Source organism: Candidatus Brocadiia bacterium, from assembly GCA_041658285.1.
GTDB lineage: Bacteria > Planctomycetota > MHYJ01 > JACQXL01 > JACQXL01 > JBBAAP01.
This window is the reverse complement of sequence record JBBAAP010000007.1, coordinates 88,699-110,720: the sequence shown is the minus strand read 5'-3', so window position 1 is coordinate 110,720 and position 22,022 is coordinate 88,699. Positions and strand designations below refer to the sequence as shown.

At 51.2% G+C, this 22,022-nt stretch carries 19 protein-coding genes and 2 tRNA genes; 18 read left to right on the top strand and 3 right to left on the bottom strand.

The annotated features are described in order from the left end of the window. Positions 1-342 precede the first annotated feature (342 nt). The 4 genes from WC980_07830 to WC980_07815 are packed head-to-tail and all read left to right on the top strand — an operon-like array spanning position 343 to position 5,060. Positions 343-2,721, top strand: coding sequence for a tetratricopeptide repeat protein (locus WC980_07830; protein MFA5794953.1), 2,379 nt, complete (start codon positions 343-345; stop codon positions 2,719-2,721). Further along, on the top strand, positions 2,718-3,128 hold the full coding sequence (locus WC980_07825; protein ID MFA5794952.1) for a PEGA domain-containing protein: 411 nt from the start codon (positions 2,718-2,720) through the stop codon (positions 3,126-3,128). Before WC980_07830 ends, WC980_07825 begins: the two co-directional genes overlap by 4 nt. A 9-nt stretch (positions 3,129-3,137) precedes the next feature. Beyond that, the gene (gene murD / locus WC980_07820) at positions 3,138-4,535 is read left to right on the top strand and encodes a UDP-N-acetylmuramoyl-L-alanine--D-glutamate ligase (GenBank protein ID MFA5794951.1); all 1,398 of its coding nucleotides are present in this window, start codon (positions 3,138-3,140) and stop codon (positions 4,533-4,535) included. Positions 4,536-4,550: 15 nt separating this feature from the next. Further along, entirely contained in the window at positions 4,551-5,060 is a 510-nt protein-coding gene (locus tag WC980_07815) for a DUF6125 family protein (GenBank protein ID MFA5794950.1), read from the top strand. Positions 5,061-5,067: 7 nt separating this feature from the next. Here WC980_07815 and WC980_07810 read toward each other — a convergent pair whose 3' ends face one another. Then, the gene (locus WC980_07810) at positions 5,068-6,102 is read right to left on the bottom strand and encodes a tetratricopeptide repeat protein (GenBank protein ID MFA5794949.1); all 1,035 of its coding nucleotides are present in this window, start codon (positions 6,100-6,102) and stop codon (positions 5,068-5,070) included. A 157-nt stretch (positions 6,103-6,259) separates the two neighbouring features. Between WC980_07810 and WC980_07805 the strand changes: the two genes are divergently transcribed. The 11 genes from WC980_07805 to WC980_07755 all read left to right on the top strand — a co-directional run bounded on the left by WC980_07805 (position 6,260) and on the right by WC980_07755 (position 16,187). Further along, positions 6,260-7,474, top strand: a complete 1,215-nt coding sequence (locus tag WC980_07805; protein ID MFA5794948.1) for a bifunctional 3,4-dihydroxy-2-butanone-4-phosphate synthase/GTP cyclohydrolase II — start codon at positions 6,260-6,262, stop codon at positions 7,472-7,474. Between the two features lie 74 nt (positions 7,475-7,548). Beyond that, positions 7,549-7,621, top strand: a tRNA-Lys gene (locus WC980_07800). Positions 7,622-7,638: 17 nt separating this feature from the next. After that, a tRNA-Glu gene (locus WC980_07795) sits at positions 7,639-7,713 on the top strand. A gap of 55 nt (positions 7,714-7,768) precedes the next feature. Beyond that, positions 7,769-8,455, top strand: a complete 687-nt coding sequence (locus WC980_07790) for a flavodoxin family protein (GenBank protein MFA5794947.1) — start codon at positions 7,769-7,771, stop codon at positions 8,453-8,455. 81 nt (positions 8,456-8,536) lie between these two features. Further along, positions 8,537-8,854, top strand: a complete 318-nt coding sequence (rplU, locus tag WC980_07785) for a 50S ribosomal protein L21 (protein ID MFA5794946.1) — start codon at positions 8,537-8,539, stop codon at positions 8,852-8,854. A 29-nt stretch (positions 8,855-8,883) separates the two neighbouring features. Further along, positions 8,884-10,311, top strand: coding sequence for a hypothetical protein (locus tag WC980_07780; protein MFA5794945.1), 1,428 nt, complete (start codon positions 8,884-8,886; stop codon positions 10,309-10,311). Positions 10,312-10,470: 159 nt separating this feature from the next. Further along, positions 10,471-10,902 carry an archease gene (locus WC980_07775; GenBank protein ID MFA5794944.1) on the top strand — a complete coding sequence of 144 codons (432 nt, stop codon included), beginning with the start codon at positions 10,471-10,473 and terminating at the stop codon, positions 10,900-10,902. Then, entirely contained in the window at positions 10,899-12,335 is a 1,437-nt protein-coding gene (locus tag WC980_07770; GenBank protein ID MFA5794943.1) for an RtcB family protein, read from the top strand. The genes WC980_07775 and WC980_07770 overlap by 4 nt, the downstream gene beginning before the upstream one ends. 5 nt (positions 12,336-12,340) lie before the next feature. Further along, positions 12,341-12,997 (top strand): DUF502 domain-containing protein, encoded by a 657-nt coding sequence (locus WC980_07765; GenBank protein MFA5794942.1) that lies wholly within the window; start codon positions 12,341-12,343, stop codon positions 12,995-12,997. Positions 12,998-13,105: 108 nt separating this feature from the next. Then, positions 13,106-14,680, top strand: a complete 1,575-nt coding sequence (locus tag WC980_07760) for a pitrilysin family protein (protein MFA5794941.1) — start codon at positions 13,106-13,108, stop codon at positions 14,678-14,680. A 1-nt stretch (position 14,681) separates the two neighbouring features. Next, positions 14,682-16,187 (top strand): pitrilysin family protein, encoded by a 1,506-nt coding sequence (locus WC980_07755; protein MFA5794940.1) that lies wholly within the window; start codon positions 14,682-14,684, stop codon positions 16,185-16,187. Positions 16,188-16,414: 227 nt separating this feature from the next. Here WC980_07755 and WC980_07750 read toward each other — a convergent pair whose 3' ends face one another. After that, entirely contained in the window at positions 16,415-17,482 is a 1,068-nt protein-coding gene (locus WC980_07750) for a PIN domain-containing protein (GenBank protein MFA5794939.1), read from the bottom strand. Between the two features lie 176 nt (positions 17,483-17,658). Continuing rightward, positions 17,659-18,816 (bottom strand): deoxyguanosinetriphosphate triphosphohydrolase, encoded by a 1,158-nt coding sequence (locus WC980_07745; protein ID MFA5794938.1) that lies wholly within the window; start codon positions 18,814-18,816, stop codon positions 17,659-17,661. A 239-nt stretch (positions 18,817-19,055) separates the two neighbouring features. Between WC980_07745 and WC980_07740 the strand changes: the two genes are divergently transcribed. The 3 genes from WC980_07740 to WC980_07730 all read left to right on the top strand — a co-directional run bounded on the left by WC980_07740 (position 19,056) and on the right by WC980_07730 (position 22,018). Further along, entirely contained in the window at positions 19,056-20,075 is a 1,020-nt protein-coding gene (locus tag WC980_07740; GenBank protein MFA5794937.1) for a CoA-transferase, read from the top strand. After that, positions 20,068-20,847 carry a CoA-transferase gene (locus tag WC980_07735; protein ID MFA5794936.1) on the top strand — a complete coding sequence of 260 codons (780 nt, stop codon included), beginning with the start codon at positions 20,068-20,070 and terminating at the stop codon, positions 20,845-20,847. The genes WC980_07740 and WC980_07735 overlap by 8 nt, the downstream gene beginning before the upstream one ends. 166 nt (positions 20,848-21,013) lie before the next feature. Further along, a complete protein-coding gene (locus WC980_07730) occupies positions 21,014-22,018 on the top strand; it encodes a hypothetical protein (protein MFA5794935.1) in 1,005 nt (334 codons plus the stop codon). The last annotated feature ends 4 nt before the right edge of the window (positions 22,019-22,022 follow it).

Genomic DNA, 22,022 nt, shown 5'->3' with positions numbered 1-22,022 from the left:
GGGGGGGGGGGGCGACTACTGATGAATTATGAATTATAAATCCCTCGGGAATATTTGGGAGGCTACGCTCTGTAAAATCAAGAAAAGACTGTTTATATCTTTTTATCATACTTGCTTCAAATGACTGTTTAACTTTCTGCCTTAACTATTTACATTTATAAGAGATTGTGTCAAGTTTTTGGCCACGGATTTCACAGATTTTTTTATTAGTGTTCATTAGTGTTTATTCGTGGCACCTGTTAATTCTTTGTCCCACGGGAGGCGGTAGCTCTGTCTTCGTGGTAAATTAGGCCCTGACGGAATTAATTTGACAGGACGATTTGGATATTATAAGTTACGGCTATGTCTAAGAGAATTCTGGTTGCTATTATCGTTTGCCAGTGCCTGGCGCTGGGCGCGGCCTGGGGCGCGGAGCCGATCGAAGCAGATGCATTTTTGGACCGCGGCAGATATTCCGAGGCGCTGTCTGCTTACCAGGAAATCATCAGGCAACGGCCGGACGACGTCCGGGCCCGTTTGGGCCTGAGCCGGACCTACCTTGAGACCGGGCTATACGACGAGGCGGAGAAATCGCTGGAGTTCTTTTGGCCGGTATCGGCGACGGCGCGGATAACCGCTTTCAACGCTGTCGAGATGCTGGATTTCAGCAAGGGTGCGTGGCTGTTGGCCAATCGCACCGGGGATAAGGAGCTGGCCCATAAGGTGGTCGAGGAATACCTGACCCGGATAGAACAGCTTGATAAGACTAATCCCGAGCTGTATGTATTCTGGGGGGAGTGCTATCTGGAGAAGGGCGACATCAGCGAGGCGGTGGCCTGTTTCCAGGACGCGCTTAAAATAGACCCTAAACTTGAACCGGCGCTGTTGGGAATGGCCAAGGCGGCGTCTTACCGAGACCCGCTGGCCGCCCGGCCCCAGCTTATGCAGATTCTCAGTTCCAATCCCAATTACCCGGACGCGCTGGCATTGCTGGCCGTAATCCAGTTGATGACCGAGAATAACGACGACGCCTTGAAATCCATCGAACAGGCGCTGGCGCTCAATCCGAACTCGGCCTATTACCGGGGCATCCGGGCCGGGGCTTATTACCTGAATAGCCAGATGGATTTGTTCCGCAAGGAATGCGGCGATGTCCTGGCCGTTAATAAACGTCCGGCTATGTTTTACCTGGCCTTGGGCGATTGTTGCCTGAAGCGGATACTTTATACCGATGCTCAGCCGTTTTACCAGAAGGCGATAGAGTTGGACCCGCATTGCTGGGAGGCGTCAGTGCAGTTGGGGTTGAACTGGCTGAGGCTGGGCGCGGACGGCGAGGTCCAGGGCCGGAAGCTGTTGCAGGAGTCGTTCCAGCGCGACCCGTTCAACCTGACCGTGTTCAATACCCTTAAGGTTTTGGAAGGTTTGGATAAGGAATACCTGAGCATCACCACCACCCATTTCAACATCAAGATGCACAAGGATGAAAAGGATTTACTGGCGCCGTATGTGGCGCGGTTGTTAGAGGATTGCTACGACAAGTTTACCAAGGCGTATAAATTCGAGCCAACCACGCCGTTGTCCGTGGAGGTGCTGGCCGACCACAACGATTTTTCGGTCCGGACGTTGGGAGTTCCGGGCTTCGGGGCGTTGGGCGTCTGTTTCGCCCGGACGTTCCTGGTGCTGTCGCCCGGAGTTCAGGAACAGCTGGCGCACCGGTTCCATTGGGGCGCCATCACGGCTCACGAGTTTATGCACATCATCACGCTCCAGTCCAGCAAGTTCCGGGTGCCGCGCTGGTTCACCGAGGGCTGTTCGGTCTACGCCGAGAAGATGACTAACCCGGTCTGGGGCAGGGAGCCGGAGCTGGAAATCATCGAGGCCTATCGCGCCGGCAAGCTGGAGCGCCTGACGCAGTTCAACAAGACCCGTAAGGTGGACATCCTGCATACCTATCTGCTTAGCTCGCTGATTATCGAATACATCCACAAGACATACGGGATGGACAAGATTGCCGGTATGCTGAAATCGTTCGGCCAGGGCCGGAACGCCGACCAGGCTTTCAAGGAGGCGTTAGGCAAGGACATCGCTGAGTTCGACACGGAGTTTTTTAAATACCTGGAGGACAACGTCATCAAGGCCAACGACCTCAAGGCGTTTGAGGAGAGTTATAAAAAGGCGCAGGAGTTTTATAATCAGGACAAAGTCCCGGAGGCAATAGCCGAATTCAACCGGGCCAAGAAGATATTCCCGCACTATATCAAGCCGATGGATAACCCGTATTATTATCTTATCCGGTTATACGGCGAGACCGGGCAGAAGGATAAGCAGGTGGCCGAGCTGGAGGAATATGTCGGGCTTAACCAGCTGGACTTTGATTCGCGACAGAGACTATACCGGATATACTACGCCGATAAGCAGTGGGCCAAGTTGGTTCCGTTGCTGGAGGAGACGATATATCTGGAGCCGGAGAATATCCAGTTGCATTATTACCTGGCCCAGGCCTACGCGGCCGTGAAGCAGTCGCCTAAGGCGCTGGCCGAATACGGCGCGGCGTTGAGCCTGGCTGATAAACTGGCGCCTACGCCGGACCGCAACCTGGTAATAGCTGATTTTTATTGCAATATGGCCGAACTTTATTTAGAATCCGACGATAAACCAAAAGCCAGGGAATCCGTCCTTGAAGCCCGTAAGTTGGAGCCGGAAGACAAGAGGGCGGAGAAGATATTAAAAAGATGCGAATGAAGATATTTGTTATCTGTGGGTTGCTGGTTGTGGCCGGACTGATGAGCTGCGCCGAGCGCAATATTACCATCCGCTCCGAGCCGCCCGGCGCCAAGGTCGTCATCGATAACCAGGAAAAGGGCTTGACGCCGATGACTTTCCCGTTCACCTACTACGGTTCTTACCAGCTGACTCTGGAAAAGGACGGCTACCAGACGCTTAAGACACTCCTGCCGGTCAAGCCGGGGTTAATCCACATATTCCCGATTGACTTCCTGCTGCTTGTTGTGCCATATCCATTTAATGATGAGTACGAGGCGTTCCTGATACTGGAGAAAGCCAAGAAGCCGGACTTGAAGAAGGTCCTCAAGCGCGCCGAGTTAGTCAAGGAACACCTTGAGCAACACCTGTCCGAAGAAAAGAAATAAGCAATTATCATGACTTGGACTGCTGATTGGTTCAAAGGCAAACGCGTGACCGTAATGGGGCTGGGCCTTTTCGGCGGCGGGCTGGGCGTGACCAGGTTCCTGGCCGCTAACGGCGCCCGGGTGACCGTGACGGATTTAAGAAAGCCGGCCGAACTTAAGGAATCGCTTGCAGCCTTAAAGGGAATCAAGAATATAAAGTATGTTCTGGACCGGCACCGCAATGAGGATTTTATCAGGGCTGATATGGTCGTGGTCAACCCGGCCGTGCCGGAGAGCTCGCCTTTCCTGAAGCTGGCCAAAAAGCATAATGTCCCGCTGGATATCGAACTGGGCGTATTTTTCAAACTTTGTCCCTGCCAGATTGTCGGCGTTACCGGCACCAACGGAAAAACCACCACCGCCACGCTGATTGCCGAATTCCTTGTTGGCATGAGGCGAAAGGTTTGGCTGGGCGGCAACGTCGGTAAGATTTCACTGCTGGAGCATATCAGCGAAATAAAGCCCGATGATTTGGTGGTCTTGGAGATATCCAGTTTTCAATTGCTCTATCTGAAGCATACATTACCTAACCTGCTGGTCAGCGTGATGACCAATATCCAGCCAAACCATCTGGACCGGCACAAGGATATGGCCGAATACATCGGCGCCAAGCAGAACATACTTAACGGCCAGCCGCCGTTTTCCTATGCGGTGCTCAACCGCGAAGATGACCGGGTCAGGACCTGGAAGACCAAGGGCGCGCCGCTTTACTTTGGCCTGAAAATCCACAAGGACTCATATACATTTGTAAAGGGCGGTTATTTTTGCATCAGGCAGGGCGATAAAATCTGTCAGGTGGCGCGTGTGTCAGAGATGAAGCTGATGGGCCAGTTCAACCAGGCCAACATCGTTGCCGCGCTGGCCGTGGCCGGGGTGTTCGGTATCAAGCCGGAATTTCTTAGGCAGGTTATCAGAACCTTTGCCGGCGTGGAGCATCGGTTGGAGTTCGTGGCGGAGAAAAATGGCGTAAAATATTACAACGATTCCATCGCGACCAATCCGGTTTCGGTCATCGGGGCTTTGAAGGCCATGCCGGGGAGCATACATCTTATTGCCGGTGGGTATGACAAAAAACTGCCGTTCAAAGATATGGCCAAGGAGATAGTCCGGCGCCGGGTCAAGACGCTGATACTGCTGGGCGCCACGGCCGGGCAGATAGCTCGTGATGTTAAAGCGGTGCAGGGCAGGTCGAAACTGCCGGAGATTGTCAGGGTGAAAGACCTCAAGGATGCGGTTAATATCGGGCGCAAGTCAGCCAAACCGGGTGAGATAGTCCTGCTTTCGCCGGCCTGCGCCAGTTTCGATATGTTTCGCAACTTCGCCGAACGGGGTGATTTGTTTAAGAAATTAGTTATGGAGATAAAGTAATCGGATTATAAATATATGAACCAGTTAAAAGATTTATCGCGCGAGCAATTGATAGAGTTGCTCAAAGACGCGGCCAAGAACTGGCTGGCCCACGACGGGTTGTGGTTCCGGGCGGCTGAGGCGGAATATGGCATGGACGCGGCCATCAAGCTGGATATCGCGGCTTGGGAAAGATTCTCGGCCGTAGAAGCAGATAGAATCATGAAGCGGTTCAACATCAGGCCGGGCGGCGGGATTCCGGCGCTGGCCAAGGCTTTTCAATACCGCTTATACGCTTACATCAACCAGCAGGAGATAATCGAGATGACCGACAAGCGGTGCGTTTTCCGGATGAATGCCTGCCGGGTTCAGGAAGCCCGCAAGCGCCAGGGCCTGCCTGATTTTCCTTGCAAGCCGGTCGGTTTGATGGAATACACGGTTTTTGCCAGAACGATAGACCCGCGGATAAAGACACGTTGCATCGCCTGCCCGCCGGACAAGCATCCGGACGAATTTTGGTGTGCCTGGGAATTTTACATTGAATAGCCCGGGGCTACCTTTTGTTACGCCATTCTTCTATGTAATGTCTCATATCCGGAGCTGATTTATGGGTAGGCGATAGTTTGAGGAGCATTTGGGCGTCGGCGATAGCCGCGTCATAGTTGCCTTTTTGCGCATAGGCATAGGCTCGGGCGCCGTAGGATTCAACATGCTTTTTGTTCAGCTCGATGGCGCGGGTGAAATCTGCGATGGCCTTGTTCAAGTCGCCTTTCCGGCCGTAGGCCAGGCCGCGGTTGCAATATGCCCGGTGGCTGGCCGGGCGGAGCTTGATGGCTTCGTTGAAATCGGCGATGGACCGGTCAAAATCGCCTTTTTTGTAATAGGTCAAAGCCCGGTTGTTGTAGGTCTCGGCATTCTTGGGGTCAAGTTTGATAGCCAGCTCGTATTCGTACAGGGCCTGGTCGTATTTATTGGCGTAATACAGGTTGTCGGCCTGTTCTTTGTGGCGGGCGGCTTCTTTGGGGTCGGCCTTGGTAACTGCTTTGGATGGTTGTTCGTTCTTGCCGAGTTTCTCCAGCAGTTCCAGGGCGGCTTTGTTATCCGGGTCTATGGTTAGGATTTGGTTGGCTAACCGCTCGGTGAATTTATAATACTTTTTGGCCATGCAGGAATTAGCCAGTTTGAGCAGTTCCGAGGTGTAGTTATTCTTGGTTTTTCCCAGTTGTTTGCTGTTGATATCAAGTTGCTCAATTTTTTTCTCGGCCTGTCCGAGCAATTGTTCGTCTTCTTTGGTGATGTTCATCTGCTGGAGCAGGCACTTTCGGCAGAGGCGGTAGCTTTTTAATGACTGCGGGTTATTTTTGAGTTTCTCGTAGCATTCGCCCATTTTGTAAAATGCCTGGGGGTATTCAGGCTGATACTGGAGTGCTTTATTAAGCATATTTAAGGCGTCATCCGGTTTATTGTCGTTGTAGAACTTGCAGGCATTTTTGTAATAGGCGTCAGCCAAAGTAGCGTCTTCTTCGGCAATGACGGCGAATACGGGCAAGAGCAGAAAGGCAAACAGCAATATGATTTTATTCACCATTGCGGATAATCCTATTTTTACAGCCAAAATTGTCAAGAATACTTTGACAGTTTGTGGCGCTCAAGCGATAGCGTCATGCCTGATGTAAGGCAGGCTTTGGTTGATAACATCCCAAGTATCTTGACAAGCCGGAGCGGATATGTTACAAAAACAAACTATGCCATTTGCAACTATACCAGAGATACTTGATGAGCTCCGCCGGGGACGGATGATTGTGCTGGTGGACGACGAGGATCGTGAAAATGAGGGCGACCTGACCATGATTGCCGAAAAGGTCACGCCCGAGGCCATTAACTTTATGGCTAAGTTCGGCCGGGGGCTGATATGCCTGACGGTAACCGAGTCCAAAGCCAACCAGATTGAGATACCGCCCATGGTTCAGGACAATACCTCGAAGTTCGGCACGGCCTTTACCGTATCGGTCGACGCCAAGACCGGCATAACCACCGGCATCTCGGCTCACGACCGGGCCCGGACGATTCTGACGGCTATCAAGGATGATGCCAAACCGGAGGAGTTGGTCAGGCCGGGGCATATATTCCCCTTAAGGGCTAAGGATGGTGGGGTTTTGGTCAGAGCGGGGCAGACCGAAGGTTCGGTTGACCTGGCCCGGCTGGCCGGATTGAAACCGGCCGGTGTTATCTGCGAGATAATGGACGAAGACGGCACGATGGCCCGGCTGCCTCAGCTTATAGAATTCTGTAAAAAACACGGGCTTAAGTTAGCCAGTATTGCCGATATTATCAAATACCGCCGGATGAACGAGCGGTTGATTGAGCGGACTACGTCGGCCAAACTGCCCACCAAATACGGACAGTTCAACCTGCATTTATACCGTTCGCTGACCGATGATTACCTGCACATGGCGCTTTGTTTGGGTGACATCGGCAATGATAAAGGAAAAACTATTGATGAGCCGGTGCTGGTTCGGGTGCATTCGGAGTGTTTGACCGGCGATATTTTCGGGTCCATAAGGTGCGATTGCGGCGACCAGCTGTCTGCGGCGATGAAGATGATAGCCCAGGCCGGCCGTGGTGTGGTGCTCTATATGCGCCAGGAAGGTCGTGGCATCGGGCTGGAAAACAAGCTCAAGGCTTACGCCTTGCAGGACAAGGGGATGGATACGGTCGAGGCTAATATCAAGCTGGGTTTCCCGGCCGACCTCAGGGATTACGGCGTGGGCGCACAGATATTAGTCGACTTGGGCATAAAAAAGATAAAACTCTTGACTAATAATCCTAAAAAGGTTATTGCATTGGACGGTTATGGGCTGGAAATAGTTGAGCGTGTGCCGATAAAAATAGAATCCCGGCCCGAGAGTTTGAAATATCTTACGACCAAAAAGGAGAAATTAGGACACTTGTTGGACTAATATGAAGATAGTTGCCCCGATATGCATCGGGGCGTAAGAACCTGTAACGCTCCAAGGAGCTAACAGGTTCTAACGGGGGCGTAGCTCAGCCGGTAGAGCACCGGGTTTTTAACCCGTAGGTCGACCGTTCGAACCGGTCCGCCCTCATTTTGTAATTATATTTCGCCCCGATCGTCTAGTCCGGTCTAGGACACAGGCTTTTCAAGCCTGCGACACGGGTTCAAATCCCGTTCGGGGTACTTTTTATTATTAAGCGCCTAGTCAAGTATAGGCGCTTTTTTTATTACCAATATTATGAAGATTCTTGGTATTTCCACCAGCGGACGGTTCAACGGTAACACCAGCCGGTTGGTCAAGCGGTGCCTGGACAAGGCGGCTGAGTTGGGCGCACAGACTGAGTTCATATGGGCCGGCAATAAGAAGCTGGGCTATTGTTCCGCCTGCGAGCACTGCATGAAGACCGGCGAGTGCATCGTCAAGGATGATTACCAGGAGATAATGAATAAAGTCCTTGATGCGGACGGTTTGATAATGGGCACGCCTAATTATGCCTTTGATATGTCCGGTCTGATGAAGACTATTTATGACCGGAGTCATTGCCTGTTGTATTACCAGCGCAAGCTGGCCGGTAAATACGCTATAGGTATTTCGGTGGGTGGTCATATATACAGGACCGGGCAGATAGCTAAAACCGTAGCACAAGGTATCTGGCTTTGCGGCGGATATTATTCCGGTTACCTGGCTGGAGTTTCGGTAAAGCGTGATGAACTCCGGTTAGTGGATGAGGACAAAACCTTTGCCCAGGCCGATAGATTGGCTGTGAAACTATTCAATGACATCAGTCGTAAGAAGACATTTCTTTGGCAGAGATGGCTCAGGGGCAGGTTTCTGTTCCCGGCTGTTACCCGGATGGTGTTTAATAATAAGGATAAATATCCTTATTTGTATAATTACTATCTGGAAAAGAAATACATCAAATAAATTGACATGCCCGTAACTAAAGTATAGGGTAGTCGTTTTGTTTAACGACAGATTATCCGCTTATTTAAATTGGAGGTTTATATGCAATACGCTATCGTTCGGAACCGGAGTGAACAATTCAAAGTCGTGGAAGGCGCCAAAATTACCCTTCAGAAAATAGACGCCAAGGACGGGGAAGAAATAGTTTTTAATGACATTCTTTTGTACGCCAATGATAGCGATATCCGCGTTGGTAAGCCATTGGTCAGCGGCGTCAAGGTGGTTGGCGTGATTACGAGCCAGTTAAAAGGCCCCAAGGTCGTAACCATGAAGTTCCGCCGGCGCGAGGGCTACAAAAAGAAAACCGGCCATCGGCAGAAATACACGATCGTTAAGATTAACAAGATAGAAGCCGTATAAATTACGGTTTAGTCCGGATTTGGACAGCAATGAAGCGCATTTTAATTATCATCCTGGCCACGCTTCTTTTGGTTTCAACCGGTTCTTATTTATCGGCCGCCAAACCAACATCAAAATCATCCAAGAAAACAGCCCAGAAAACACCGGTCAAAAAGGATAATTCCGCCAAATTCATCAAGCCGCCGAGCGATTATCAGCAGGTGGCCGGAGTGATTCACCTGCAGACGCCCGTCAGCGGCGGAAAGCGAACCGTTAACGACTATGTGGATCTGGCTCGCAAGAGTAATATCGGAGTGGTCTGCATCACCGACCACGATAACCAGCGCTACCAATACGGCCTGTGGCCGTTCAGGTGGCTGATAAAAAAGACCGAAGAGCGTGCGTCAGTAATGACCTTTGGCATTGCCAATTATCTGGTCGCTATCAACCAGGCAAACCAGTCCGCCAAGGACGTTTTGGTTATAGACGGCATGGAGGTAACGCCTTATTATTACTGGACCGGAAGTTATTTCCAGGATACGCTGACCCTGAACAACCGCCACAAGCATTTGCTGGTGTTGGGACTTGATAAGGCAAAGTATTATCAGGACCTGCCCACCGTGGCCAACGGCAAATCGCGTTTCAGCCAGTATGACAATATCCAGACCTATGAGCCGTATCAGGACCTGATAAATTATGTCATTAAGAATAACGGCTTGATTTTCTGGGCGCATCCGGACTCAAACGAATATCGTGAAATGGGTGGTGTTAAGGTTCATACCCTGCCGTATTCGGAAGCGCTTGAAGCAACAGTAAATTATACCGGATTTGCCGTCCTGAGTGAGGGCTACCAAAAGACCGGCATCCCGGGTGGCATCTGGGACAAAACACTAATGGAATTCTGCGCCGGCAGGCGCGTTCGGCCGGCCTGGGCCATTGGCGAACTGGATGATATCGGTGATAAGGTTTTGGACGGCATTCAGACCGTGTTCCTGCTCAAGGCTAATTCGTACCAGGGCGTTATTGAAGCCATGCGCACAGGCAAGGATTATGTCGTGACCAAGGCTAATAATAATCCGGCGATGGCGCTGACGGATTTCTGGATTATGGCCAATAACAAAGTGGCTTATTCCGGTGACCTTATCGGCGTTAGCACTAAAAATGCCCCGACTCTTTATGTCAAGCTGGCGACAGCCGGGCAGGCAGAGGAGTCGCCTTCGTCTAAGGATAAGAAGGGTAAATCAAAGGGGACTTCAGCGGCAGCTAACGGTTCTGCGTTTAAAACTATGGTTACGGTTAAAATAATCTCCAACGGACGGCTGGTCCAGGAATATAACCAGCCCATGCCGGCCGAAATAAAATACACGCCGGACGTTTCAAATCTCCAGCCCGGACAGATGACTTATTACCGGTTGGATATTATGGATTCCAATCAGGCGCGTCTCATTTCCAATCCTATCTTTGTTAAGGCAGAATAAAGCCATAGAACTTATTCACTTCAGTGTTTTTGAGCATTGATATTGTCTTTATCTCATCGTTCTTATTTTACTTGCTTATCCGGGTTTTTATGGTAGAATTTTTGTAAACGGATTAAGCTGATATAGCGGATTTATAAATCTGTTTAATTCGCATACTATATGGTAGCTAAATACGAACTTGTCCCGCACACGGCGGATATGGGTATTAGTGTTAAGGCAAAGACCCTGAAAACTCTGTTTACTAATGCAGCATTTGGGCTCTTTGACATAATGACCGATACCAAGAAAGTCAAGCCGGCTAAGATAATAAAGGTTAATGTTAATGCCAGTAAGCTGGATGAACTGCTCCAGGGTTGGCTCAGCGCGCTGCATTCCAAATGGGCTCTGGATAACGAATTGTTATCCGGCTTCTCAATTAACAGCATTACAAAGGTAAAAAATAGTTTTCAGCTATCAGGCCTGGGCAAAGGCGAGCGTTATGACCCCAAGCGCCACTGTATCAAAACCGAGATTAAGGCCGTAACGTTTCATGGTTTGCATATTATCAAGATCAAAGGGGGCTACGAAGCGCAGGTTATATTTGATGTATGAAGTTTACGAAGATATCTGATTACCTCTGGGAGATTCCGGCAGAATCATCCATGTCTGTCCCGGGCCGGATTTACGCCTCGGAGAAACTGATGTCACTGGTCCGGGATGATAAAAGCCCGGAGCAGGTGGTAAATGTGGCCAGTTTGCCGGGGATTGTTAAGTATTCTCTGGCCATGCCGGATATTCACTGGGGTTACGGATTCCCCATCGGCGGTGTGGCGGCGTTTGATGTCAAGACCGGCATTATCTCTCCGGGCGGGGTGGGATATGACATTAACTGCGGCGTTCGTCTGATGCGCACCAACTTAACTCTTGATGAAGTCAAGCCGCGGTTAAAGGAGATAATGGCCGCACTCTATCATGCCATACCGTCCGGTGTTGGTTCAGAGGGAGCTATCAGAAAACTTACCGAGCAGGATGAAATAGCGTTATTACTTCAAGGCGCAAAGTGGGCGGTTAAGCAGGGCTATGGCATAAAGGATGACCTGGCTCATATAGAAGACGGCGGTTGCCTGCCCGGTGCCGACCCGGACAAGGTTTCGCCACAGGCCATCAAGAGGGGTTTGCCTCAGGTCGGAACTTTGGGCTCGGGCAACCATTTTATAGAAGTCGGCGTAGTCGACCAAATCTGCCGTCCGCATCTGGCTGAAGCGTTCAACCTGCGCAAAGACGATGTCGTCGTGATGATACATTCAGGTTCAAGGGGTCTGGGATACCAGGTTTGCGATGATTATGTGCGAAAACTCTTGCAGGCTGCGCAGAAATATGGAATAAGACTCGCCGACCGCCAGCTCGCCTGCGCGCCGATTAGCTCGCCGGAAGGACAGGATTACCTGGCCGCCATGAACTGCGCGGCAAATTACGCTTGGGCTAATCGACAGGTGATGATGCATCTGGCGCGAGAGGCGTTGATGCGTGTGCTGTCGATGTCGCCCAATGATTTGGGGATGGAACTGATTTACGATGTCTGCCATAACATCGCCAAGATAGAGGAGCATACAGTAGACGGCAAGCCGATGACGGTGTGCGTGCACCGCAAGGGCGCGACCAGGGCCTTTCCGCCCGGACATCCGGCCGTGCCTGATGATTATAAGGATATCGGCCAGCCGGTTCTGGTGCCGGGCGATATGGGACGTAACTCGTTCCTGTGTGTCGGTACGGATGAAGCCATGAAACAGACATTCGGCAGCACCTGCCACGGGGCCGGACGGGTGGCCAGCCGTTCACAGATGCTTAAGAATACCCGCGGTCAGAACCTGTTTAAGGAGATGGAACAGATGGGTGTTCTGGTAATGGCTAAAAGCCGCGATGCCATTGCCGAGGAAATGCCGGCGGCTTACAAGGATGTCAATGCGGTTGTGGATGTGGTGGATAAAGCCGGTATCAGTAAGAAGGTTGCCCGCTTTAGACCATTAGGCGTGATAAAAGGATAGTTATTATGGATAATAAGAAAAGGAATGTATTTATCAACGGCCTGATAATACTTTTACCCACCCTGATAACTGTTTTCCTGTTTATGTTCGCTTTCAGGTTCATCGATAAAAATATTGCTAATCCTATAGGTTACTTAATCATCTCCATCATAAATCTTACGCCGTTAACTATAGATAAGGTTCATATCCCTGTATGGAGTTCCATAATTGGGTTTCCGATAACCATAATTATTATTTATCTGGTCGGCTACGGCACCGGGACGTTGTTTGGGAAACGAGTATTTAAAGGGGTTGAATCCTGGATAATGCATAATTCTCCGGTCATCAAGGAGGTTTATCCCTATGCCAAGCAGTTTATAGACACATTTATTTCCCCTGAAAAGAAGACCTCATTCAAGTCGGTTGTTTCGGTGGAATTCCCGCGGCCCGGTGTGTATGCGGTCGGATTTGTAACCGCGGACGGATTAAAGGACCTGCGCCAGCATACCGGCAAGAAAATAATAACGGTATTTGTGCCTACTTCGCCGGCGCCTTTTACGGGGTTTACACTGTTTGTGCCGGAGGAAGAGGTCGTTCATTTGAATATGACCATAGATGAAGCTGTCAGAATAATTATGTCGGGCGGCGTGATTGTTCCGTCTCATCAAAGGACAGACAGCTAAACGAAAGTGGCGCCACCCTATGGACCCTGACAGGTCCTCAGGGTAAGGACCCGGAATGGGTAAAGGCTCCATGGCGCTTCGGCGCCAAAAAGAAAGGTTAAGTAATTTATGAAGAAATCACTGCTGACGATTCTGGCCGCGGTTTGCGTTTATCTGGGAACGGTCGGTGTTTGGGCTTCTGATATGCCCAACCTGGATGTCAAGGAGTACGTCCTTAATAACGGCATGAAGGTCTTGGTGTTGGAGCGGTTCCATTCACCTACTGTTTCTTGCCGGTTGTTCTTCAAGGTCGGTTCGATAAACGAGCAGGACGGCCAGACAGGGATTTCGCACCTGCTGGAGCATATGCTCGGCCGGGGTACCGACATCATCGGTACTACGGATTACCAGAAAGAGAAAGTAATATTGGACAAGATAGACAAGGCTATGTTGCGGTTGGAGTACCTGAAAAAGGTCAAAGCCGCCCAGAAGACTGACAACCCCATTGCCGAAGACGGCGAAATAAAATCGTTAGAGGACGAATTAAAAGGGTTGTACGAATTGCACCGCAATTTTGTTATTCCCCAGGAATACGACCAGATTTACAAGCGTAACGGAGCCACCGGGCTTAACGCTTCGACCAACAAGAATATGACCACATATTACTGTTCTTTGCCGTCCAATAAACTGGAGCTGTGGATGTGGCTGGAATCGGACCATATCATCAATCCGGTTTTTCGCGGACTTTACGAGGAGCGTAATACGGTTTTGGAAGAACGCAACACCCGTTCCGAAGACGACCCGGACGGGATTTTCTGGGAAGAATTTGATTCTTTGTTTTACAAGGCGTCTCCTTTGAAGCGTCCGATTATCGGCTGGCGTTCCGATATCGCCGCGCTAAGCAAACAGAACCTGATTGATTATTTTCATCTGTATTATGCGCCCAACAACGCCGTGGCCGTGATTGTCGGCGCGGTCAAGGCTGAAGATGTCCTGAGATTGATGAAGAAATACTTCGAGCCGATTCCGGCCGGCAAACCGATTCCGCAAATATTAACCGTGGAACCGCAGCAGTTCGGCGAGCGGAGGGTGACCATTGAGTTTGACGCCGAGCCCAAGATGATGATTGGATACAAAGGCGCGACTATCGGCGATAAGGCCGATTACACTATGGATATAATGAGCCAGATTCTTTCCGGCGGTCGGACATCCAGATTCTATAAGAAATTGGTTCTGGAAAAGAAGATGTGCCTGGATATCGATGCCTTCAACTCGGCCGGCCGCGTGGCCGGTATCGGTGAAGGCTGGGCGCCTGGGTATTTCGGAGTTTATGCCGTGCCCAAGAGCGATACCAACCTGGCCGAGCTGGAAAAGGCTATTTATGACGAGCTGGAGCTTCTCAAAACCGAGCCGGTTACAGACGAAGAAATGCAAAAGGCCGAAAATAATCTTGAGGCCTCGTTTCTGAGGCAGCTTAATTCCAACGAAGGGCTGGCATCTTCGCTCGGGTCTGATGAAATCATCAGCGGCTCCTGGCGTTACATTATAGACTGGCTGCCTAACTGCCGTAAGGTCACCAAGGAAGATATTATGAAGGTGGCCCAGCAGTATTTTATTCCTTCCCAAAAGACCGTCGCTGTGATGGTCAGGAAACCGGAAACATCTGAACCAGATCAGAATAAGAAAGAGCAAGGTGATAAATAATATGAAAATAGCAAAACTATTAGCTACCGCATTAAGCATTACTATCATTTTATTGGTCGGTTCATGCGTCGGCACGAAGAGCCAGCCGGCCCGGCCCATTGCCGATGAATCTACCCCGAACATCCAGCCGGTGCTTATCCAGCGGGTTTCTCATCCGGATAAGCTGACCTTCCAGCCGCTGGAGATAATCGTGCCCAAGGCCGAGCGCCAGCAGCTCAAGAACGGAATGGTCGTATTCCTTCTGGAAGACAAGGAACTGCCGTTGATAAACCTTACCTTGCTGGTGCGTTCCGGCGCGATATGCGAACCGGCCGGTAAAAGCGGGTTGTGCTCGCTGATGTCGCGCCTGCTTCGGACCGGCGGCACGGAAAAGTATCCGGTTGGCAAGCTGGATGAGATACTGGAGTTCAAATCAGCCGGTATTTCCGCCTCAACCGACTACGAAGAGATGCGGGTAACCGCCTCAAGCCTCAGCCGAGATACCAAAGATATTCTGGAATTGCTTAAAGAGGTGGTCTTTGCCCCGATCTTCCCGGAGGACAAGTTTCAGTACGAGAAATCCAGGATGATCCAGTCAATCCAGCGGCAGAACGACGAACCCGGTTCCATAGCCGACAGGTGTTTCCGCAAGCTGATTTACGGGACGCACCCGCTGGGTGAAACCCTCTCGGGGTCAAAGGAATCGGTTGGTAGTTTGACTCGTAATGATATCGTGGCTTTTTACAAGACATATTTCGTTCCCAATAACATGATGGTTGCCATTTCCGGAGATTTCCGCAAGTTTGAAATGATGGAGCTGCTGAACCAGACGCTGGGTGCGGTGCCGGCATCCGCGAAACTGCCAGAGTTTGACATCAAGGCGCTGGAACCGAATATTCCCGCTCCGGCCGCTTCGGTTAATTATGTGCCGCGCGACCAGAAACAGACCACCATCAGGTTCGGACTGCTGGGCGTGCAACGGCTCAATCCGGACTATTTCTCCATCCGCCTGATGAACGCCATCTTGGGCGGCGATTCGGCCTCGCGCCTTTACCAGTCGGTCCGTGAAAAACGGGGGCTGGCTTATGATGTGTTCTCGTTCTTTTATATGAACCAGACCTGCCCGGGTTTCTTTATGGCCGGAACCGAGACGCGCACCGATGCGACCCATACTTCGGTCGGCCTGATTATGGACGAGATAAGGCGGATTCGGGAAGAGTATGTCGAAGACCAGGAACTTCAAAACACCCAGGAAGCCGAGCTCAACCGGTTTGCCTTCAGGTTTGATAATTCACAGCGGATAGCCGAGCAGTCCATGTATCTTGAATACATCGGCCTGCCCAAGGATTACCTGGAAACCTACCGCGCCAAAGTCATGGCCGTCACAAAGGAAGACATCAAGCGGGTGGCCCGGAAATACCTGCAACCGGATAAGATGATGCTGTTGATGGTCGGGGATAGCGCTAATTTCGACCCGGCGGTCTGGAAAATCCAGGGTGACAATGTCAAGCCGACCGAACTGAAATAATCCGGATTAACGAGTGTTTCCGAAAGATGAGATTGTCCAGTTAGAAATCATCGGGAGTGCGTAGCCTCCAGTGCAAATATTACTACAATTGTGATTTGTTTATCCTGAGTATTACCGAAAGGGCACTGGATAACGTGCCAGTAAGTCCCGTTCGCTGCGCTCAGGGATAAGTGTTACTAAATTCGCTTCGCTCAAAGTAACACTAATCCGCCTCACTCGAACTGCCGCTAACGTCGATTCCGGTCACCACGGTCCCGGTCTCTATCACGGTCACGATCCTGGTCCCGTTCCCTTTCAAGAGAACTGAAAATCATCTTGCCGGCATTGGTTTGCAGAACGCTGGTAACATTCACATTCAGCCGCTGGCCGATGCGGTTAGCCGCGCCTTCGACCACGACCATGGTGCCGTCATTGAGATAGCCCACGCCCTGGGAAGGTTCTTCTCCGGTCCGGATGATTTTTACTTCCATCTGCTCGCCCGGCAGGACCACCGGCTTGAGCGCGTTAGCCAATTCGTTTATGCTGATGACATCCATTCCCTGGACCCGGGCGACCTTGAGCAGGTTGAAATCGTTGGTGACCAGCCGCCCGTTGATGCTTTGGGACAGCTTTAGCAGCTTGTTATCAGTTTCCTTGATGTAGGGGAATTCGGCCTCGTCTATCTGGACCTTGAGCTTGGTATTCTTGCGCATCTTGTCCAGGATATCCAGCCCGTGCCGGCCCCTGACCCGCCGCATCTTGTCCGACGAATCGGCTAGGTTCTGCAGTTCCTGCAGGACGAACCTGGGGATGATTATGGGCATATCGAAATGCAGGGTTTCGGCGATATCGGCAAAGCGCCCGTCGATGATGACGCTGGTATCGACCACCAGCGGCAATCCGGTCTTCTGGCTTTTGGAAAGCTCCACGAAGGGAATGATAAACTTGAAATCATCCTTGCTCCGGATAATGGCGATAACCGAAAGGAAACAGAACAAGAAAGTAATGGAAACCTGGAGCCACTCGTTGAATCCGGGCGTGTCTTTGGTCATATTCTCAATGGTCGGCACCAGGAGCAGGGCGTGGATGAACAGCGCCGAGATGATGAACCCGAACACCAGCCCGAACATGACTATGGAGATAGTGCTGATAAACCGCCGGGTGAAACCGATTTCTATGACGGAGAAAAGGATGGCCACCAGTACGCCGATAACGATGCCGATTACGCCGCTTGAGCCGGGAGTGAACAGGTGCTCGATGTTATAACCGATGACAGCCGCGGCAAGCACAAAAAACGCTCTCAGGATATAAAGCATATAATCCTCCTTAGTCCGGCTGTTAGACCGTAGTGAGTTATCCCTAGACCCTGAGGGGTCTTGGGACAAGAACCCTAACGGGCAGCCGGCTATGGGTGGCAGTATGTCATATTCCCAACTGCCAACCCCATAAAAATGCAGATGATAAAATATATATATAATTCGGAAAATAACCGTTATGCCTGAAACAATTTCTCGTATTCCTGCTGGGCGTAACGGTCGGTCATTCCGGCCAGGTAATCGGCAATGGCGCGTTTCAGGCCTATTTCATAGCCCTGGCTGTCTTCTTTGGCCATTTGCTGGTACCGGGGCGGAAGCTGTTGCGGTTCCTTCTGGTAGGTATTGAAGAGTGATTCCATGAAACGCCTGGCCTTTTCGGCCATCCGGGCCACCTTATAATTGCGGTATACATTCTGGTACAGGAATTTCTCCAGCTGTTTCCTTTCCTTTTCCAGTCCTTCGGAAAGGCAGACCAGGCATGCCTGGCTGTTATGCACGTCTTCAATACTGTTAATATTATATTCCTTGAGCCGTTTCAGGGTATTAGCGATTAAATCGGTCACGAACATATTTATCAGGGTGATGACCGTCTGGGGCCGCAGGAAATTTTCCTGGGTCAGCGGGTCCATGGTTTTCTTGTGTTCCCGGCTGGCCTTTTGCCACAGCGAGATATCGGCCAGGTGGATTTCCTTGATAAGCCCGGCCCGGATGCCGTCGTCCAGGTCGTGGTTGTTATAGGCGATGATGTCGGCGATATCGACCACCTGGGCCTCCAGCAGCGGATGCCATTCGGGATGGTAATCCTTGTTGGGCGTGGGCCGGTCATAGGTGGTATTGTGCTTGATGATGGATTCGCGCACCTCGTAGGACAGGTTCAGCCCGGTGAACTGCGGGTAACGGCGTTCCAGCAGTTCCACCACCCGCAGGCCTTGGGCGTTGTGCTCGAACCCGCCGGCGTCCTTCATCAAATCGTGCAATGCCTCTTCGCCGGCGTGGCCGAACGGCGTATGCCCTATATCGTGGGCCAGGGCCACGGTTTCGGCCAGGTCTTCGTTAAGCCCCAATGCCCGGGCAATGGTCCGGGCTATCTGGGTCACCTCGATGGTGTGCGTCAGGCGGGTTCGGTAATGGTCGCCTTCGTAGTTGACGAACACCTGGGTTTTGTATTCCATCCGCCGGAAAGCGGTGGAGTGGATAATCCGGTCCCGGTCGCGCTGGAAGGCGGTCCGGTAGCCGTGTTCCGGTTCGTCATAGCGCCGGCCCAGCGACTGGCTCGACTTCATGGCGTAGGGCGCCAGCATCTTTTCTTCGTTCTGTTCCAGTATTTCGCGCATATTAAAAACCTTGCCACAGAGTCTCAGAGAACACAGAGAAAAAAGTAATTTTATTTATAACGGTCTCAGTGACCTCTGTGTCTCCGTGGCTAATCCTTATTAATTATTGCATCAAACAGCCAAGTGTCAAGGAATAAACTATATTAGGTATTTTTGCTTGACCGATGTCCGGTTTGATGTTTTAGTTTAGATTATAATTATGTGAATCCATTTAAGGCGAATAAAGAAAGCGACAGAATATGGAAATTTTAGAAGAAGGCCAGGGCCAGCTTATCGGCTGGCACGACCCGGACGAGCGGCGCCAATGGGTGCGCGACAACAAATCGCGCGAGCTCAAGGACAAGCGCATGACGGTGCAGGAAGCGGTCAAGCGCTTTGTGCCGGACGGCAGTTTCATCGCCTGCGGCGGTTTCGGCCATATCCGTACCCCGATGTCATTACTCTACGAAATCATCCGCCAGAAGAAACGCAACCTGATTATGGCCGGCAAGACGGCCGTGCACGACATCGATATCCTCATCGGCGGCGGCTGCGTCGACCGGGTGGAAGTAGCCTATTCATTCGCCCACGAACTGCGGGGCCTTTCGCCGGCCGGGCGCCGGGCGGTCGAAAGCGGCCAGTGCAAGGTGGTGGCCGAAATTAGCAACGCCGGCTACCAGTGGCGTTTTCTGGCCGGGGCCATGGGCGTGCCTTTCGTGCCCTCGCGCAATATGATGGGTACCGATACCTTCAAGAAGAGCTCGGCCAAGATAGTGCGCGACCCCTGGAGCGATAAGCCCATCTGCCTGTTGCCGGCCTGCTACCCCGATGTGGCTATGATTCACGTGCCCAGGTGCGACAAGTTCGGCAACGCCCAGATAGACGGTATCCTGGTCGAGGATTACGAACTGGTCCGGGCCGCTTACCGGGTGCTCATCACCACCGAGGAAATCGTGGACGAAGAGGTCATCCGCCAGAACCCCAGCCGGACGGTCATTCCGTTCTTCCTGGCCGACGCCGTCTGCCACGTGCCGCACGGCGCGCATCCGACTCAGATGCCTTACCTGTATTACTTCGACGAAGACCATATCCGCGAATGGCTGACCGTTTCCGAGACCGAAGAAGGCGCGCGGAAATACTTTGACAAATACGTCTTCGGCGTCAAGGACTATAAGGAATATTTGGAACTGGTCGGCGGCGTGAGCCGGATGAACCAGCTCAGGGACATCGAGCAATTCCGCGCGCCGGGGATGGAACAGAAGGAGGCCTCAAATGGTTGAGACAAAAACCAACAGCTATACATCCACGGAACTGCTGGCCTGCGTGGCCTGCCACGTGCTGGAAGACGGCAAATCCATCTTCGTTGGCACCGGACTGCCGATGATAGCCGGGATGCTGGCCCAGCGCACCCACGCGCCCAACCTGCTCATCATCTTCGAGGCCGGCGGAGTCGGGCCCAAGGTGCCGGTACTGCCCATCTCGGTGGGCGATTCGCGCACATTCCACCGGGCCGTGGCCGCTTCCTCGATGCACGACGTTATGAGCTTCCTCCAGGGCGGGTATATAGATTACGGTTTCCTGGGCGCGGCTGCCATAGACGCCTACGGTAACATCAATACCACTCTCTTTGGTGATTGGGCCCGGCCCAAGGTGCGCCTGCCCGGCAGCGGCGGCGCCAACGATATCGGCTCGCTCTGCTGGAAGACCATCATCATAATGCGCCAGGACAAGAAGCGCTTCGTCAATAAACTGCCGTTCCTGACCACGCCGGGATACCTTGACGGCCCGGGCGGGCGCGAAAAGGCCGGACTGCCCAAAGAGACCGGGCCTTACCGCGTCATTACCCAGCTGGGCACCTACGGATTCGACGACAAGACCAAGCGCCTGATGCTTCTCAGCCGCCATCCGGGCATTACCATTGACGAGATTCAGGCCAACAGCGAATTCGAAATCATTATTCCGGCCAAGGTAGCCGAAAGCGCTCCGCCCACGCCCGAGGAAGTGCGTATCCTGCACCAGATTGACCCGACCAACCTGGTGATTAAGGGATAGGTTGGATTAATACCCATAAGCGCCGGCAGGGGAAGTCCCGGTTTACGAAAACAATGTCTTGTAAACCTCTTTAATAAAGGGGAAGAAAATATGTGGTCTGTCCCGCATACTACTGGACGCCCAATAAATTATACAAGAAATCAATGTTGACGACACCAGAGCAGTTATGAATAATGAATTTATTAATTTCGAATCTATTGAAAATAGTATCCCTCCATACAAGGCGGTTATGGAAAGAGACATTGATCTTTTATTGCTAGAAGAATTTATCTGTTCGCCGGGATTCCTGAAATTCTTTATGATCAAGGCTAAGATAGAAATAACCGAGCCAATATTCTTGGGCGCAAGGCCTCACGTAAAAACCTCAAATGGTGAATCAGACCTGGAAGTAATGTTAAAAGATCAACGAGGCAAAAAATTGGTTTTACTAATAGAGGATAAGATTTCTGCGGATCCCCAGCCCGACCAGGCCGGAAGATATAAAAAAAGAGGCCAAAGCTATTGCCGGGAAGGATTATGCGACGAGGTCAAAACAATTATCACCGCGCCGCGCGAATACATCGACCCGGAAACGGAAAGTAAGTTTGATCATATTTTTACTTATCAAGATTTCATACCCTGGTTTGACCGCGATGGTGATACCGGTAGCAGACGAGCCTATAAAAAAGCCATTGTCACCAGAGCCATCAAGCAAAACGAAGAAGGCTATAACCCCGAAGCGGATAAGAATGTTTCCGAATTTTGGGATAATTACGAGTGGATTCTTGAGAAAAGAGCAAGTTGCTTAAAGCTGCCGCCACGTGAAAATAAACCATCCGGGTCTACATTCATAATTTTCGAACGAGGTTGTTTATCGAAAAATATGAGCATAAAGCACAAGCTATCAGTGCAAAAGAGAGGAAAAGGTTCCGTAGACCTAGAAATTAAAGGAGAGGCCCAACGTGTAACACTCATCGCAAAAAGACTGGATGGGATTTTACCAAAGAATGCTTGCGTAGTCCCTGCGAAAAAATCAGCGGCAATCCGAATAGGAATAACCAAGATAGACCCTGGCCTGCCATTTGATCAGCAACTTAAAGCGGTTAATAGTGGAATTGATGCGGCAATCACACTGTATAATTTTGCTATAAATAACCATGAGGTTTTTGAGGACATTTTAAAAGCGAAATAAAGCC